We start from the raw sequence: 13,463 nt of genomic DNA, 5'->3' as shown, positions 1-13,463 counted from the left end.
TGAGCCGCCGCCATGCCCTTCACCGCCACCGTCCTGACCATGTTCCCCGAAGCCTTTCCCGGGCCGCTCGGCGTGTCGCTGATCGGCACCGCCTGGCGTGAGAAGGGGCTGTGGGATCTGCAGACGCTGGACATTCGGGCGTTTTCCGAAGATAAGCGCGGATTCTTGGACGACACCCCTGCGGGTGGCGGTCCCGGTCAGGTGCTTAAAGCGGACGTGGTGGCCAGGGCTTTGGATAGTCTGGAAGGCCCGCCCCGGCCGCTTTTGTACATGAGCGCACGCGGTCGACCCCTGACGCAGGCGCGAGTGAAGGAATGGGCCAAGGCCGACGGGATCGTCGTGCTTTGCGGTCGTTTCGAGGGGGTGGACCAGCGGGTGCTCGACGCCCGCGGGTTCGAGGAGATTTCCGTCGGAAACGCGGTCCTCGCCGGTGGCGAGGCGGCGGCCATGGTGGCGATCGAGGCGTGCGTACGACTGGTTCCCGGTGTTCTCGGCGCGGCTGAAAGCCTGTCGTCCGAAAGCTTCGAGGACGGCCTTCTGGAACACCCGCAGTACACGCGACCGCGAACGTTCGAGGGGCACGACATTCCCGAGGTGCTGCTGTCGGGCGATCACAAGAAGATCGCGCAATGGCGAGAGGCGCAGCGGGAAGAGACTACGCGGGAACGGCGTCCGGACCTCTGGGCGGCGCATCTGGCGAAGACGGCTGCGGAGCCTGGCTCCGCCAAATCAAAGGCAAAGGGCGCTAAAGCCCGAGGAGAATAGACATGAACATCGTCCAGCAGATCGCTGCCGAAGAAAAAGCCCGCCTGCTCGAAGGCAAGACCATCCCCGACTTCCAGCCGGGCGACACCCTGCGCGTCAACGTGCGCATCAAGGAAGGCGAGCGCGAACGCATCCAGGCGTTTGAAGGCGTCTGCATCGCCCGCGACAGCGGCGGCATCAACGAGACCTTCACGGTCCGCAAGATTTCCTTCGGTGAAGGCGTGGAGCGTCGCTTCCCGATCCTGTCGCCGAACGTCGAGTCCATCGAAGTGAAGCGCCGCGGCGTCGTCCGTCGCGCCAAGCTCTACTACCTGCGCGACCGTCGCGGTAAGTCGGCCCGTATCGCCGAGCGTCAGACGACCCGTCCGGCCAAGGGCGCTACCGTTCCGGTCACCGGTTCGGCCGACAAGGGCGACGAAGCTTAATCCAGCTTCGGCCCAGTGCTGATAGATCGAGGCCCCGGCGGAAACGCCGGGGCCTTTTGTCATTCCTGGGGCGCTATCGCGCGTCGCGCGACGCCGCGCTGCTTGAGCGCGACTTTCCCCTCCCCTTCATGGCGAGGGAGATTCCCACGTCCTACTGCGGATGCAGGGGATTGTCTGCGTCGCGCTGGCCCTCGAGGCTACGACGCAGGACATGCATTTCCTGGTGGCCGGACCGGACGGCGGCCTGGGCGCGACGGATAGTTTCACGGGTCGTGGCCGACAGGGCCTCATCGCTGAGGGCGCGGTCGAAGCGGGCCTGCAGATGAGCCTCGCTGCTTTCGATCGAGCCGACGACCGAGGCCTCGTCGCGCATCAGAGCGTGCCTGATGTCCATGAAGGCGCGCTGCGCCTTGGCCAGGATGGAGCCCTCGTCCTCGGACTGGCCGCCCATGCCGCGCACCGCCGCTTGCAGATCGGCCGCCACCCGACGCCGCTCGTCGCTGCGGCGCAGGAAGAGGTCGCGATAGCGGGGATCATCCGTCTCGGCCGCCGCCTCGGCATAGCCGTCGGCGCTGTCGACGACACCGACGGCCAGATGGTTCAAAACCTTGATGTCATGACTGTTGGGGCTGCTCACCAGAAACCTCCATGGCTGACGCAGGTGAAACCCGCGCCAGCAGCGAAGGTTGCTCGGTTAAAGCTTGGTGCGCAACGACCAGAGTTCGGGGAAGCAGCGGCGTTTCAGCGTCTCGACCAGATAGCCGACGCCGTCGGTGCCGCCCGTGCCCTGACGACGGCCAATGATGCGCTCGACCGTCACCACGTGCTTGTGGCGCCAGGTCAGCAGGGCGTCGTCCAGATCAACCAGCTTCTCGGCGAGTTGGTACAGCGGCCACCAGCGCTCGGTGTCGCGATAGACCTCCAGCCAGGCGGCCTCGACGCCCTCGGACGGCTCATAGGTCTGGCTGACGTCGCGGTTCAGCACCTCGGCGGGCACCGGCAGGCCGGCCAGAGACAATTGGCGCAGGGCGTCGTCATAGAGACTGGGGGCCTCCATGGCCGCCACCAGGGCCGCATGGGCCTCGGGCCGTTCGACATGGAAGCGCAGGAAGCGCGGGTCCTTGAGGCCCAGCATGGTCTCCAGGCGGCGGAACTGGTCGCTCTGGAAGCCCGAGCTGGCGCCCAGGTCGCCGCGGAACTTCAGATAGTCGGAGGGGGTCATGGTGGCCAGGATGTCCCAGCTCTGGGTCATGACCGACTGGATGCGGCTGACGCGGGCCAGGCTCTTGTAGGCGGGCACCAGATCGCCAGCGCGGACAAGGCTCTGGGCCAGGGCCATCTCGTGCAGGATCTGCTTGAGCCACAGTTCCTTGGTCTGGTGGATGATGACGAACAGCATCTCGTCATGCTGGTCCGAGCGCGGATGTTGGGCGCTCAGCAGGTCGTCGAGCGATAGATAGCCGGCGTAGGTGATGCCGGTCGGCTCGTGCTTGGCGGCCTCGATAGCGTGGCCGCGAATGTCGTTACTTGCGTCGGTCATCCGCCACCTATCGCCGCATCAGGCCCGAAGAGCCAGCCCGGAGGCGATGGAAAAGTCAGTTGGCGGCGCGGGGCTCGCTGGCTGCGGCAGCGGCCATCTGGCGACCGTTGTCGAAGGCGTCGCGGGCGCCTTTGTAGACGAAGCCGTAGGTCGGATAGACGGTGGTGCCCAGGGCGTTGATCGGGTTGTACCAGACCTTGACCCGGCTCCAGTCGCCGGCCGCCGACACATCCACGACGGTGACGTTCTCTTCAACCTTGCCGCGGCTGCCGCCCCAGTTGGCGTGGGTCACGCGGATGACGCGGTCGGTCAGGATGTCGGAGACGACGGCGACATGGCCCTTGTCCATGCGGCCGGTGGGCTGGAAGACCAGCACCGAGCCGGTTTCCGGGGCGCGGCCGGTGCGGAACTTGTCGACCGCCTGACGCCACCAGGTCCAGGCGTCGCCGAAGATATTGATGCCCGAGAACATGCGGGCGAAGGTCACGCACTGCCAGTAGGGATCATCAGCCTTGGCCGGCGCAGGGCCGATCGCAAAGAAACCAAGGGTCGCCGCAACTGCGGCGGCTGTGAGCCGTTTCATCATCTGGCGTGCTCCCGACCAAAACGCGGACCAAGCCTTAGACGATAGTGTCCGAAGGTTGAAGAACCGTTTCCGACTGTTTCGTCGCCTGATCCACAGGCGGGCGGCGTCGGTCGGCCATCCCGCGCAAAGCCTTGCGCGCCGGGCGTTCAATCAGGTGGTAGGTGGCGGCCGCCGCGACGATCAGGCCCAGAATGACCCCCAACCACACAAGAACGTGAAGACGCTTGTCGTCTGCGCCGGTCGCCCGGGCGGCCAGGTTGACCGCCAGGATCTGCCAGGGCGCGCAGACCATATAGACCGAGTAACTGATCTCGCCGAGATAGACGGCGGGCTTCGAGCCCAGCCAGCCGGCCTGACCTTCAGGGATGGAGGCCAGGGCCAGGATCAGCAGGCCGGCGGCCAGAACCGTGACGGCGTCCCAGGCCAGGACCGAGGCCGAGGCGACCATGACGACGGCGGCGCTCAGGGCCAGCAGGCCGGCGCGAGGCAGGGGCGCGCGGCGATAGACCAGATAGAGGGCGCAGCCGTAGGCGAAACAGGGCACGATGCGCAGCGCCCCCCAGCGGAAGGTGGCCTCGGTCAGGGGGAAGCCGGCAAGTTGCTCGAAGGCGGCATAGAGGCCCATCAGGAAGACCGCCGCCCCTGCCGTGGCCACCCACGGCCGCTTGCGCAGCGGCCAGGCCGCCAGGACGAACAGAGGGAAGGCCAGATAGGCGAACCACTCGGCCGAGATCGACCAGGAGGGGTGATTCCATCCCGCCTCGCCGGCGAAGCCCCAGGCGTGCAGCATCAGCAGATGGGCGGGCAGGCTCTTCCAGCTGAGGATGCTGGCGTCGATGCTCAGACCCACGGCCACCGCCGCCAGCCCGAGCGCCATCACGCCCAAAAGGGTGAAGACGTGCAGCGGATAGACCCGAGCGATCCGCGCCCACAGGAAGCCGCGATAAGAAAAGCGTTTCTCGGCGAAGGCGTGCAGATAGACGTGGCTGAGGATGAAGCCCGACAGGACGAAGAAGAGCTCGACGCCCAGATAGCCCTTGGCCGCCAGGTTCGGCAGGAAGCCGACGTCTAGATTGGGCCAGAAGGTGTAGAGCGCGACCCACAGGGCCGCCATGAACCGCAGGGCGGTCAGCGGACGAAGATCGACAGGCGTCTGGACGGGGGTCATGCGGCCACCATGAGATAGCGCCGCTTTGGGAAGCGTTAAGCGGCTCGGGGCCCGTGCAGCAATTCCGGCGCCAGACCCCCTATTCGACGCGGCCGGATTCGCCAGCCTTCTCGATCGCCGCGACGGCGGCGGCGCAGCCGGCCAGGCTCTCGCCGCCGATCTCGACCTTGGCGGTCAGGGGATAGGTCCGGTCGCTCATGCCGTCAGAGCAGTCAGTGGCCATCAGGGTGACCACCAGCGGGGTCTTGGCCGCGGTCTCGGCGGTCCAGGTCGCCACCGTGCCCTGCAGCACCGGGCCGGGGTTGGCGACCTTCTGCTCGGGGCGGTCGACGCCCGAATAGATCAAGCCCGCCGGCGTGATCTCGACGGCCCAGAAGGGTTCCGTGCCCAGCACCCGCAGCGGCTGGTCCAGATCGACCCCGGCCAGGGCGCGCGGCTCGGCCACAGGGGGCGGAGCCTTCTCGGCGGGCTGGGAACAGGCCGTCAGGGCGGCGGCGCAGGAAAGGGCGGAGAACAGCAGGGCGAAACGCATGACGGGCTCCGGGAGCATCAATAGGTGAGATCGTCGTCTTCGGCCTTGTCGCGGCCGGGGTCCAGATGATTGTCCACCCGGTCGTCCCAGCCTTCGCGATCCGAGCGGAAAGCCAGGCTCATCAACAACCAGGCCAGGCCGACGGTGCACAGCACGCCGAGCCCCATGGCGATCCAGCCGTGAACGGACATCGGTCCGCCGCCGATCAGTCGCCAGTAGGCGGCCAGGCCGAGCACGGCGACGGCGGCGATCGCCACCGCCAGGCCGAGGGCCAGCAGGAACCGTCCTGTCCGACCTTCGACCCGGGGCGTTTTCATTGCATCAGATCAGCGCTGGACCCATTGGCCCGCGGCGTTCTTGTACCACTGGCCCGAGCTGATGCGCGGCAGCAGCTGAGTTTCGAACATCCGGGCCCCGGCCACGTCGGCCGAGGTGCCGGCGTCGGCGGCGCTGCGGGCGTAGGCCTGACGGCGGCCGGCGTTGGTGGCGCTGACGGCGGCCTGGGTGTCGGCGTTCACCGAGGTGCGGACGCCCAGGTAGCCATCGGCCTGCTCGCCCACAGAGCCGGCGGCCTTGGCCTGATCGACCAGGGCTTTTTGCGAGGCGGTCTGGGCGACGGCCGCGCCTGCGGCGGCGCCCAGGGCGGCGACGGCGGCGACGGCGACGAAGAGTTTGCGATTGATCATGTTCAGCCCCTTTCTTCCGGTCAGAACAGGTTGGGGTTTTCGCGCAGGAGGTTCTGCAGTTCCTGGTCGAGCTTGATGCGGATGTCGGCGTCCAGCTTGGCGTAGATCTGCAGCGGTTCGCTGAATTTGATGTTCACCGTGGGCGCGCACGCGGCGGCGCTGACGGCGGCGAGGCCGAGCAGGGCGATCTGACGCTTGCTGATCATGAGGCCGGTCTCCGAGGGCGGCGGTTGAAGTCGTGGCGATCTAACGCCCCGGTGCGTGAACGGGTTCTGAACAAAGCGGCGCCGTATCTCAAGGCTTGATCTCCGGCGCTTCGCCGCGACGGGCGTATTCCATCAGGTCCGAAACGATCTGGTTGGCGTTCCACGTCGTGTCCAGCGTCAGGTCAATGGGCGTGTCCGAAGGCAGGTTCAACTTCTTGTTGAGGAAGTCGCGGCGGATCAGCTCCATCCAGCTGAGGCGCAGTTGTTCGCGCTCGGGCGGATCGTGGCGGCCGTTAATGCGGAAGCGGACCCCCAGCCTGCCCTCGTCCAGGCTATTGACCTCGGCGGTCAGGTCGCTGATCGCCAGGTCCTGCATGGCCTGATAGGCGAGGTCTTGCATGGTGTTGGGCGGCAGGGCCGCGCCGTCGGCGGCGGCGCCTCCGGCCGCCAGGTCGTCGAAGACCTCGGGCTGGATCGACAGCCGACCCGGTCGCACCGCGTTCAGAACCCCGCCGCTGACGCGCCAGCCGAGGTCGGGGGCGTAGGTGAAGGGCAAGCGGCCTGAAACCACGGCGTCCAGCTCGGCCTTGTCCTGCAGGTTGGCGCTCTTCATCAACTCGTTCAGTTGCACCTGTTCGACCAGGATCACCCCGCCCCAGGTCTCGCCGGGCGTCAGGGGGATGCTGAACGGCTCGATGCTGATGCGGCCGCCCGCCGCCTGAATCTGACCGCCGGCCAGGGCCAGGGCCTTTTCGTCCAGGGCGAAGCGCAGCACCAGATCGGTCAGCGGGGTGACCGTCTCCAGCCGGTCGACCGTCAGCACCTGGTCGGGGGCGGTGATCAGCGGGGTCAGGCTGGTGAACTCGACGCGGCCCTTCAGGCCCTGCACCTTGCCGGCCGGGCTGGTGAAGTCGAGCTCGGTGATGGTGGCGACGCCGGAGCTGGACGTGGTGGTCGGGGTCCAGTCAAAGCGGCCCTCGAACCCGGCCGCGCCCTCGACCGGCGACTTCAGGTAGTCGCCCGCCAGGGGGCTGAGGTCGTCGGGCTGCAGGCCGTACTGGCTGAAGGCCAGGTTGGGCGCGCTGATGGTCACGCCGCCCGCCTCTGCCTTGCCGTCGTGGCGCAGTTCGATGCGGCCGACGGCGTATTCCAGGCGGTTCAGGTCGAAGCCGCCGCTCCAGACGTCGTCGGCGAGCCGCGCCTCGCCGACCGCCGTCAGCGGCAGGAAGCGTTGCGGGGCGGTGGCGTCGGCGACCTGGGCGCGCGTCACGCTGGCGGTCATCGACAGGCCGGCGGGCTTGCCGTCCACGACCAGCCGGCCCTGGGCGTCCGAGAAGCGCATGGCCAGGAAGGGCGCGGTCGCCTCGACGCCGGCCAGGGCGCCCTGCGCGCGCCAGCTCCCGTTCGCGACGGTGATCAGCGGGGCGTCTGCGGGGCAGAAACGGCCGGCGACGTCGGTCACGTCGTTCTCGCCCAGCTCCAGCCGCCCGACGCTGAGCGGGATGCAGTCGCTCGCCATATAGGTCAGTCGGCCGCCGCTGGAGGCCAGCTCGCCCTTCGTCGACAGGGCGATGGCGCGCGCCGGGCCGAAGTCCATCGCGGCCTGGCCGTCCAGCGCGGCGCGGAAGCCCCCGGGCGTCAGGCTCCACGACGAAACGGCGATCCGGGCCTGGGGCAGGCCGCCGCCGCGTTGAGAGGTGATGCTCAGGGCGCCGCCGCCCGATTGTCCGGCCTCAGCCGCGAACAGGGGCGTCTGGGCGGGGCTCAGGGTCAGCAGGCCGCCGTTGGCCGGGCGCGCCGTGATCGGGCGCGTCAGGACCAGCTCGGTCCCGGCGCTGCCGGCGGCCAGCCTGACCCCCGGGGCGTCGAGCGCGAAAGCGCCCAGGGCTCGCTTCAGCTCGGCCATCTCGGGCAGGTCGTCCTTCGCCGGGGAGCCGAGGCCAGGCCAGGCGGCGCGCGCGGCGGACAGTGCCCCGGCGGCGGTCATGCGCGTCACGCCGTCACGCACCAGATCCAGATCCAGCCGTCCGCGCGCCTCGTTCAGGCTGAGGTCGCCGGTGGACAGCTGTCCGGCCGTCAGGGCCAGCGGCCCCTGCACCTCGAAGGCCGCGTCGCGTCCGCCCGCCGTCAGGCCGTTCGACGACAGAACGGCCTGGGTCAGGCGGGTTCCCGCCGCCTTGCCGCTGTCCAGCCGGATCGCGACGGGCGAGGCGACGCGCCATTCCAGTCCGCGCTGGCCGCGCTTGACCGTGACGTCGGCGCGGCCAAGGGCGAGGTCGGCGCCGCGCGCCGTCATGCCTTCGCCGGTCACTTGCCGGGCGCGCACGCGCGTCTGGCCCTTGCCGATGATCTGGAAGGTCTCGATCCAGCCCTCGGTCCGGCCGTCGAAGTCCAGCGCGGCCTCGGTCTTGCGCCCCTCAACGCCGCCCGCCTTCAGGACGTCGGCGTTCAGGCTGGCGGCGATGACGGCGCGTCCGTCGCCGCGACGCCTTTTCAGGTCGGGATAGGGCAGGTCGCCGGTCAGGTTCAGGCGCGCATTGGCGCCTTCAGTGTCCTGCGCGGCGAAGTGTTCGGCGGCGGCTTCGAGCTTCAGCGCCACGCGGTCGCCGACAGTGGTCAGGTCGACGACGGCGCTCAGGCCGCGCGCTTCGGTGTCGCCGCTCTTCAACGAAGCGGCGGGCAGGCGAGCGCTAAGCCGCATCAGCTTGCTGTCGTCGATGCAGGCGTCGGCCAGAACCTGCAGGGGGCCGTATTCGGTGTCGATGCGAGCGCGGCCGCCCTCGACGATGACCAGGGGCGCGCGCTGATCCGGGCGCGGCGGCTTGGCCATGAACTCTTCGATCAGAGGATCCAGCGAGCCGAGCGAAAACTTGCCGTCCTTCCAGCTGGCGCGCGCCAAGGGGCGAACCAGGCGGATGCGGCTGGGGGTGACGCCCAGCCCGGTCTGGGACCAGGGCATGCCCAGGGCGTAGTCGACCTCGACCCGTTCGACCTTGAAGTCGGGGTCGCGCGGGTCGCCTAAGCTGATCTTGCCGACGAAGCCGTCGACTTCGAGTCGCTCCACCTCGACATCCGCATCGATGCCCTTGCGGTCCAGCCAGCCGGTCAGAAGCTCGCGGGCGGCGGCGCGCCGGTTCAGGTAGAGGGCGGCGGCCAGAACGACTAGGAGCAGCAGGCCGATCAACAGAATGATCAGCGCCGTCCGGACGGCCGAACGCGGGCGGCGGGTCGGCGGCTTGGACCCCGGCGCGGGGTCGGACTGGAGGACGGGCGTTTCGTCGGTCAAAGGCGCTCGCGTACGTCGGCGGAAGGATGGGGTGACAACGCCACAGATTGCTCGCGGACAACAGTTGTGGCCGCATCAACACTGGGGCGTGGCGCTTCAGTCACTGTTCAGTCAAGCAAGGCGAGAAAAGGGCGCTTCTGCGCCGATGATTCAGGAAAAACAGCGGAATACTTGACGTCGCCTCGCCCAAGTTAACCAATTGTAACCTACGCGCTTCCCAAGATGGGACGGACGGGCTATATCGCTCGCTTCGCGTTTTCGGGGCTGCCGGGGCGCGATCCATGATTCGAATGGTTTGGCGCCAGTAGGGCGTCGTCGATTGCCGGGGACCGATGGCTCAGTTCGATCCGCGCCGCCAGCCGATGCGGCTTGCGCCGCATCTCCTGACGACCGCCGCCGCAGTGGCCATCGCCCTTGTGGCGGGTCAAGCCTATGAACCGGTTCGCGCCGAGGAAGTTCCCGCGCTGACGTCGGAACAGATGGCCTATCTCGAGACCCAGGCCTACGCCGCCGCCGGCGCGCCGACCGGTCTGACGGCCCCTGAGGCCATCCCCGTGCAAATTCGCCGCGGCGAAACCTTCGAGCAGGCCGTGCGCCGCACCGGTATCGGCGCCGATGAAGCCAGCGCCGTCGCCGCCACCATCGCCAGCGCCTTCGACCTCAAGGACATGCGCGCCGGCCTGAAGTTCGAGACCGCCGTCTCCAAGCCGCGCGGCGGTCGGGGCGACGCCCGCCTGATCGGCCTGACCATGCGCACCGGCCCGGCGAGCCAGCTGACCGTGTCGCGCAGCTTCGACGGCGCGCTGCGTCTGCGCGCCCTCGACGAAAAGGTGACGCACGAAACCGTCGTCGCCAACGACAAGGTCCAGCGTTCGCTGTCAGCCAGCGCCCGTGAACTGGGCGCCACCTCGGCGGTCGTCCGTCGCGCCAGCCAGCTGTTTGCGCACAAGTTCGACATGCAGCGCGACGTGAAGGCCTCGGATGAATTCACCCTGGTCTTCGACCGCTCGGTGACCGAGGCGGGCCGCACGGTGGAAACCGGCGATCTGCTCTACGCCGAGCTCAAGGGCCACGCCTTCTACCGCTATCAGCGCCCCGGCGCGAAGACGGCGGAGTATTTCGACGCCACCGGCAAGAATACGCGCACCGCCATGATGCGCACCCCGCTGACCAGCTTCCGTCGCGTCAGCTCCAACTTCGGCGTCCGCACCCACCCCATCTCGGGTTATCGCAAGATGCACCAGGGCATGGACTTCGCCGCCACCACCGGCACGCCCGTCGTGGCGCCCGCCGACGGCGTGGTCGTCGAGGCCCGTCGTTGGGGCGGTTACGGCAACTGGCTGCGTATCCGTCACGCCAACGGCCTGGAAAGCGGCTACGGCCACCTGTCGCGCTACGGCTCGGGCATCCGCGCCGGCCAGCGCGTGTCACAAGGTCAGGTCGTCGCCTACGTCGGCTCGACCGGCGCCTCGACCGGTCCGCACCTTCACTATGAGATCTGGCGCAACGGCCAACGGATCAATCCGTCCGGCATCAAGACCCAGGAAGGCACCGTCCTGGCGGGGGCTGATCTCGCCGCCTTCCGCGCCGAGAAGGCCCGCATCGATCGCATCATCGCCGCCGGGGGCCAGCGCCGCCCGGTGGTGCAGCAGGCCTCGGTCTCGGGCCTGCGTTCAGTCGAGGGCTGACGCTTACAGGCCGAGGGGCGCGGGCGCCCCTCTTTCACCCCACCAGAACCGGCGTCCGACCCTGGGTCGGACACTGGACGCCGTGCACCCGCACATCGGCCTCGCCCAGCTTCAGCCCCAGCAGGTCGAGCAGAGGCTGAACCAGGCCGTCGAGCGCGGGTCCTAGCGGCGTCAGCAGGGCGCCGAGCGCCTTGGCCAGATCGCCGAGCCCCAGACCCAGGCCGATGACGTCGACATCGACGTCCAGCCTTTGCAGCAGGCTGACGATCAGGCCGTTGACGAAGCTGCGCGCGCGTACCGACCTGACCGTCTGGTGCGAGATGTCCGAGGCGCTGAACGTGACATCCTGCCAGCTGAGGTCGGCGATCTCCACATCGGCCTGGGCCTTGATCGTGACCAGACCCAGAACCGACACCAGGGTCGCGGGCGAGCTGGCCAGCGGCGCCTTGAAATTTTTCAGTTTCGCTTCGTCGATGGTTCCAATGCGCGCTCGCGCCACGCCGGGGCGCACCGCCAGGGTGACTGTTCTCGCCCCCTCGCAATTGATGCGTTTCAGGCGAGCCTCCGACGCGGCCGCCTCGATCAGCACCGGCAGCTTGACCTGGGCCAGGCCGGACAGGGCCTGGGCCGTCGTCGCTTTCAGATAGACGCGGGCTTGAGCGGTGCGGATGATGGGGTCGTCCTTGCCGGTTATGGTCAGCCAAGGGGACTTGTTCGGGCGTTCGCCGATGGCCAGCATGACGTCCACGCTGGCCAGTCCTGCGCGGGCGCCCAGGTCCAGCGCCACCTGACGGTCGCCGTTGGCGGTCTCCAGCGTGGCCATGATCAGGTCCAGGGCGGAAACCTCGGCGTTCAGCGCCTCGCGCAGGCCCTGCCGGGCGTCGGCCTCAACTCCGATCAGGTCTTTCAGCTTCAGTCTGGCGTCGACGGGCGTGCGGGTCAGTTTGCCGAGGACTGATTTCGTGTCGGATCCTGCAATGGACTCCAGCACCTTCAGGGCCCGGCCCGCCGTGACCTCGTGTTGCAGCAGGGCGTCGTAGTCGCCGGCCGTCACGCCCAGATCCGCCGCCAAAGCGTCGGAGAACTGCAGGAGGTTGACCTGGGCTCCGGCCAGGGCGCGGTAGTCCATCACGGTCAGTGAGACATTGCTGCCCAGCAGGCCCGACAACAGGGCGTTGGCCAGGCCCCCGTCCAGGCTGGCGAGCCGCGAGCCGATCGAGAACATGGCCTGGGGCTGACCGCCCGGGATGGCGGCGGTCGCGGCCCTTCGCACGGTCACGTTGGGGCGGTTCAGGATCCAGCGCCCGAAGAAGAGCGGGGCGGGCGCGGTCACCTCGACCCTTGCGGCATTGGGCTCGCTGACGCCGGGGCGGAAGCGGTCCTCGGGCTTGATGCGGGCATCGGCGACATAGCCGCCCCGGGTCACGGTGAGGGCCTGCAAGTCAGTCAGATTGGCTGAGGCCGTGGCGCGGGCGGCCGTCTCGGCCCGGGCCAGATCGCGGGCGGCGGCCAGGGCGGACAGGTCCGCCGTCCCTTGAATCTGCCGCGCCTTCAGCGAGACGGAGCCCAGGTCGACCGCCAGGGCCGCGAGCACGCATATCAAGCCGGCGAAGGCCGCCGTCATGATGGCGACGCCGCCCTTTTCATCGCCAAGCCAGCGCCGGGCCGTCATCTCAGTACCCGCCCAGACGGACGACGGCGGTCCGTCGAATCGTGCGCGGCGGCGGGGGGACGATGGCCGCCAGAGCCATCAGCGGATGGTCGCTGGCGTCATAGACGACGTGAACGCGGATCACGCTGGCGGTGCTTTGCACCTCGACCGAGGCGCGGTCGGGGTGCAAGCCGAGATCGCCGACCTGAGCGCCGACGAAGCCGCGGGCCAGGGCTTCTCTCTCGGTCGGGTCCAGGCCGGCGATGGCGGCCCTTGCGCCTTCGGAAGCCAGTGACTGGACGGAGTGGGCCATCCAGAACCAGCCGCCGTACAGCACCATGCCGAGCATCATCAGGATCAGCAGCGGCGCCACCATGGCGAACTCGATGGCGGCTACCCCGCGCCGGTCGCGGGTTGACGGCAGAAGAGAAAAGCAGCGCCTCATGGTTCGGCCCCACCTCTTTAAAGTGATAACTTTAGATTGAACACCGTTAAGAGGTGTTGTAGGCGCACGAAAATGCGGCCTGTCCGGCGCGGTGATGGAGCCGCAGTCGAGGCTGTACGCCTGCGATCGAGACGGAACAGGGTCCCGTGCAAGATTCGTCGGAGCGAGAACCAGCCCGACTGGCGGTCGACGCCGCCGCGTCCATGATTGGGTTTCGCTCCGACACCGCCGAGGCCGATAGCGGTTAGCCGAGTTGCACCAGGCGATGCAGATGGAAGTGTGCCGAACCTTGCTGGCGCTGAGCCAGGCCCGGAAAGCAGAAAGCCCCACGGCTGGAGGCCATGGGGCTTGGTGTCGATCAGAGCCTCACGTCCGGGTGTGAGGTATTTGTGGGTGCGGGAGCAGGATTTGAACCTGCGACCTTCAGGTTATGAGCCTGACGAGCTACCGGGCTGCTCCATCCCGCGGCAAGGCGGTGTGTGAGG

Annotated in this window: 14 protein-coding genes and 1 tRNA gene; 3 read left to right on the top strand and 12 right to left on the bottom strand. The window is 68.4% G+C overall.

Features of this window, described 5'->3' with window-relative positions; all coding sequences use genetic code 11:
- Nucleotides 1-12 precede the first annotated feature (12 nt).
- Nucleotides 13-765 carry a tRNA (guanosine(37)-N1)-methyltransferase TrmD gene (gene trmD, locus ACFYLW_RS00075; protein ID WP_292036485.1) on the top strand — a complete coding sequence of 251 codons (753 nt, stop codon included), beginning with the start codon at nucleotides 13-15 and terminating at the stop codon, nucleotides 763-765.
- Between the two features lie 2 nt (nucleotides 766-767).
- A complete protein-coding gene (gene rplS, locus ACFYLW_RS00070) occupies nucleotides 768-1,190 on the top strand; it encodes a 50S ribosomal protein L19 (RefSeq protein ID WP_292083849.1) in 423 nt (140 codons plus the stop codon).
- A gap of 151 nt (nucleotides 1,191-1,341) precedes the next feature.
- On the opposite strand, the gene ACFYLW_RS00065 is transcribed toward rplS, so the two are convergent.
- The 9 genes from ACFYLW_RS00065 to ACFYLW_RS00025 form a co-directional block, all read right to left on the bottom strand.
- On the bottom strand, nucleotides 1,342-1,827 hold the full coding sequence (locus ACFYLW_RS00065; RefSeq protein ID WP_312064804.1) for a PA2169 family four-helix-bundle protein: 486 nt from the start codon (nucleotides 1,825-1,827) through the stop codon (nucleotides 1,342-1,344).
- 57 nt (nucleotides 1,828-1,884) lie between these two features.
- Nucleotides 1,885-2,730, bottom strand: a complete 846-nt coding sequence (locus ACFYLW_RS00060) for a tryptophan 2,3-dioxygenase (protein ID WP_312064805.1) — start codon at nucleotides 2,728-2,730, stop codon at nucleotides 1,885-1,887.
- Between the two features lie 55 nt (nucleotides 2,731-2,785).
- The gene (locus ACFYLW_RS00055; protein WP_312064806.1) at nucleotides 2,786-3,316 is read right to left on the bottom strand and encodes a CHAP domain-containing protein; all 531 of its coding nucleotides are present in this window, start codon (nucleotides 3,314-3,316) and stop codon (nucleotides 2,786-2,788) included.
- Nucleotides 3,317-3,350: 34 nt separating this feature from the next.
- Complete coding sequence (locus tag ACFYLW_RS00050; RefSeq protein ID WP_312064807.1) at nucleotides 3,351-4,484, bottom strand: acyltransferase; 1,134 nt, start codon at nucleotides 4,482-4,484, stop codon at nucleotides 3,351-3,353.
- 79 nt (nucleotides 4,485-4,563) lie between these two features.
- A complete protein-coding gene (locus ACFYLW_RS00045) occupies nucleotides 4,564-5,016 on the bottom strand; it encodes a hypothetical protein (protein WP_312064808.1) in 453 nt (150 codons plus the stop codon).
- 17 nt (nucleotides 5,017-5,033) lie between these two features.
- Nucleotides 5,034-5,333, bottom strand: coding sequence for a hypothetical protein (locus ACFYLW_RS00040; RefSeq protein WP_312064809.1), 300 nt, complete (start codon nucleotides 5,331-5,333; stop codon nucleotides 5,034-5,036).
- 9 nt (nucleotides 5,334-5,342) lie between these two features.
- Nucleotides 5,343-5,702, bottom strand: coding sequence for a YdbL family protein (locus ACFYLW_RS00035; RefSeq protein WP_292083841.1), 360 nt, complete (start codon nucleotides 5,700-5,702; stop codon nucleotides 5,343-5,345).
- 20 nt (nucleotides 5,703-5,722) lie between these two features.
- Nucleotides 5,723-5,908, bottom strand: coding sequence for a YnbE family lipoprotein (locus tag ACFYLW_RS00030; protein ID WP_292083840.1), 186 nt, complete (start codon nucleotides 5,906-5,908; stop codon nucleotides 5,723-5,725).
- A gap of 88 nt (nucleotides 5,909-5,996) precedes the next feature.
- Nucleotides 5,997-9,194, bottom strand: a complete 3,198-nt coding sequence (locus ACFYLW_RS00025; RefSeq protein WP_312064811.1) for a YdbH domain-containing protein — start codon at nucleotides 9,192-9,194, stop codon at nucleotides 5,997-5,999.
- A 332-nt stretch (nucleotides 9,195-9,526) separates the two neighbouring features.
- Here ACFYLW_RS00025 and ACFYLW_RS00020 point away from each other — a divergent pair, with 332 nt between their 5' ends.
- On the top strand, nucleotides 9,527-10,882 hold the full coding sequence (locus tag ACFYLW_RS00020) for a peptidoglycan DD-metalloendopeptidase family protein (RefSeq protein WP_312064813.1): 1,356 nt from the start codon (nucleotides 9,527-9,529) through the stop codon (nucleotides 10,880-10,882).
- Nucleotides 10,883-10,916: 34 nt separating this feature from the next.
- Here ACFYLW_RS00020 and ACFYLW_RS00015 read toward each other — a convergent pair whose 3' ends face one another.
- From ACFYLW_RS00015 to ACFYLW_RS00005, 3 genes are all read right to left on the bottom strand, one after another.
- On the bottom strand, nucleotides 10,917-12,554 hold the full coding sequence (locus tag ACFYLW_RS00015) for a TadG family pilus assembly protein (RefSeq protein ID WP_312064814.1): 1,638 nt from the start codon (nucleotides 12,552-12,554) through the stop codon (nucleotides 10,917-10,919).
- Between the two features lies 1 nt (nucleotide 12,555).
- Nucleotides 12,556-12,978 (bottom strand): TadE/TadG family type IV pilus assembly protein, encoded by a 423-nt coding sequence (locus ACFYLW_RS00010; RefSeq protein ID WP_312064816.1) that lies wholly within the window; start codon nucleotides 12,976-12,978, stop codon nucleotides 12,556-12,558.
- Nucleotides 12,979-13,368: 390 nt separating this feature from the next.
- Nucleotides 13,369-13,445: transfer RNA gene (locus tag ACFYLW_RS00005), tRNA-Met, on the bottom strand.
- Nucleotides 13,446-13,463 lie beyond the last annotated feature (18 nt).

It is taken from the genome of Brevundimonas sp. NPDC007368 (assembly GCF_042869015.1).
Taxonomy (GTDB): domain Bacteria; phylum Pseudomonadota; class Alphaproteobacteria; order Caulobacterales; family Caulobacteraceae; genus Brevundimonas.
Note: the sequence above shows the minus strand (reverse complement) of the source record. Positions and strands in the feature narration are given on the sequence as shown.

Bases quoted from the DNA above. Each gene is read 5' to 3' on its own strand.
- ACFYLW_RS00030 (WP_292083840.1), bottom strand. From the start codon at position 5,908: ATGATCAGCAAGCGTCAGATCGCCCTGCTCGGCCTCGCCGCCGTCAGC.
- ACFYLW_RS00050 (WP_312064807.1), bottom strand. From the start codon at position 4,484: ATGACCCCCGTCCAGACGCCTGTCGATCTTCGTCCGCTGACCGCCCTG.
- rplS (WP_292083849.1), top strand. From the start codon at position 768: ATGAACATCGTCCAGCAGATCGCTGCCGAAGAAAAAGCCCGCCTGCTC.
- ACFYLW_RS00010 (WP_312064816.1), bottom strand. From the start codon at position 12,978: ATGAGGCGCTGCTTTTCTCTTCTGCCGTCAACCCGCGACCGGCGCGGG.
- ACFYLW_RS00015 (WP_312064814.1), bottom strand. From the start codon at position 12,554: ATGACGGCCCGGCGCTGGCTTGGCGATGAAAAGGGCGGCGTCGCCATC.
- ACFYLW_RS00035 (WP_292083841.1), bottom strand. From the start codon at position 5,702: ATGATCAATCGCAAACTCTTCGTCGCCGTCGCCGCCGTCGCCGCCCTG.
- ACFYLW_RS00055 (WP_312064806.1), bottom strand. From the start codon at position 3,316: ATGATGAAACGGCTCACAGCCGCCGCAGTTGCGGCGACCCTTGGTTTC.
- ACFYLW_RS00060 (WP_312064805.1), bottom strand. From the start codon at position 2,730: ATGACCGACGCAAGTAACGACATTCGCGGCCACGCTATCGAGGCCGCC.
- ACFYLW_RS00040 (WP_312064809.1), bottom strand. From the start codon at position 5,333: ATGAAAACGCCCCGGGTCGAAGGTCGGACAGGACGGTTCCTGCTGGCC.
- ACFYLW_RS00020 (WP_312064813.1), top strand. From the start codon at position 9,527: ATGGCTCAGTTCGATCCGCGCCGCCAGCCGATGCGGCTTGCGCCGCAT.
- ACFYLW_RS00045 (WP_312064808.1), bottom strand. From the start codon at position 5,016: ATGCGTTTCGCCCTGCTGTTCTCCGCCCTTTCCTGCGCCGCCGCCCTG.
- trmD (WP_292036485.1), top strand. From the start codon at position 13: ATGCCCTTCACCGCCACCGTCCTGACCATGTTCCCCGAAGCCTTTCCC.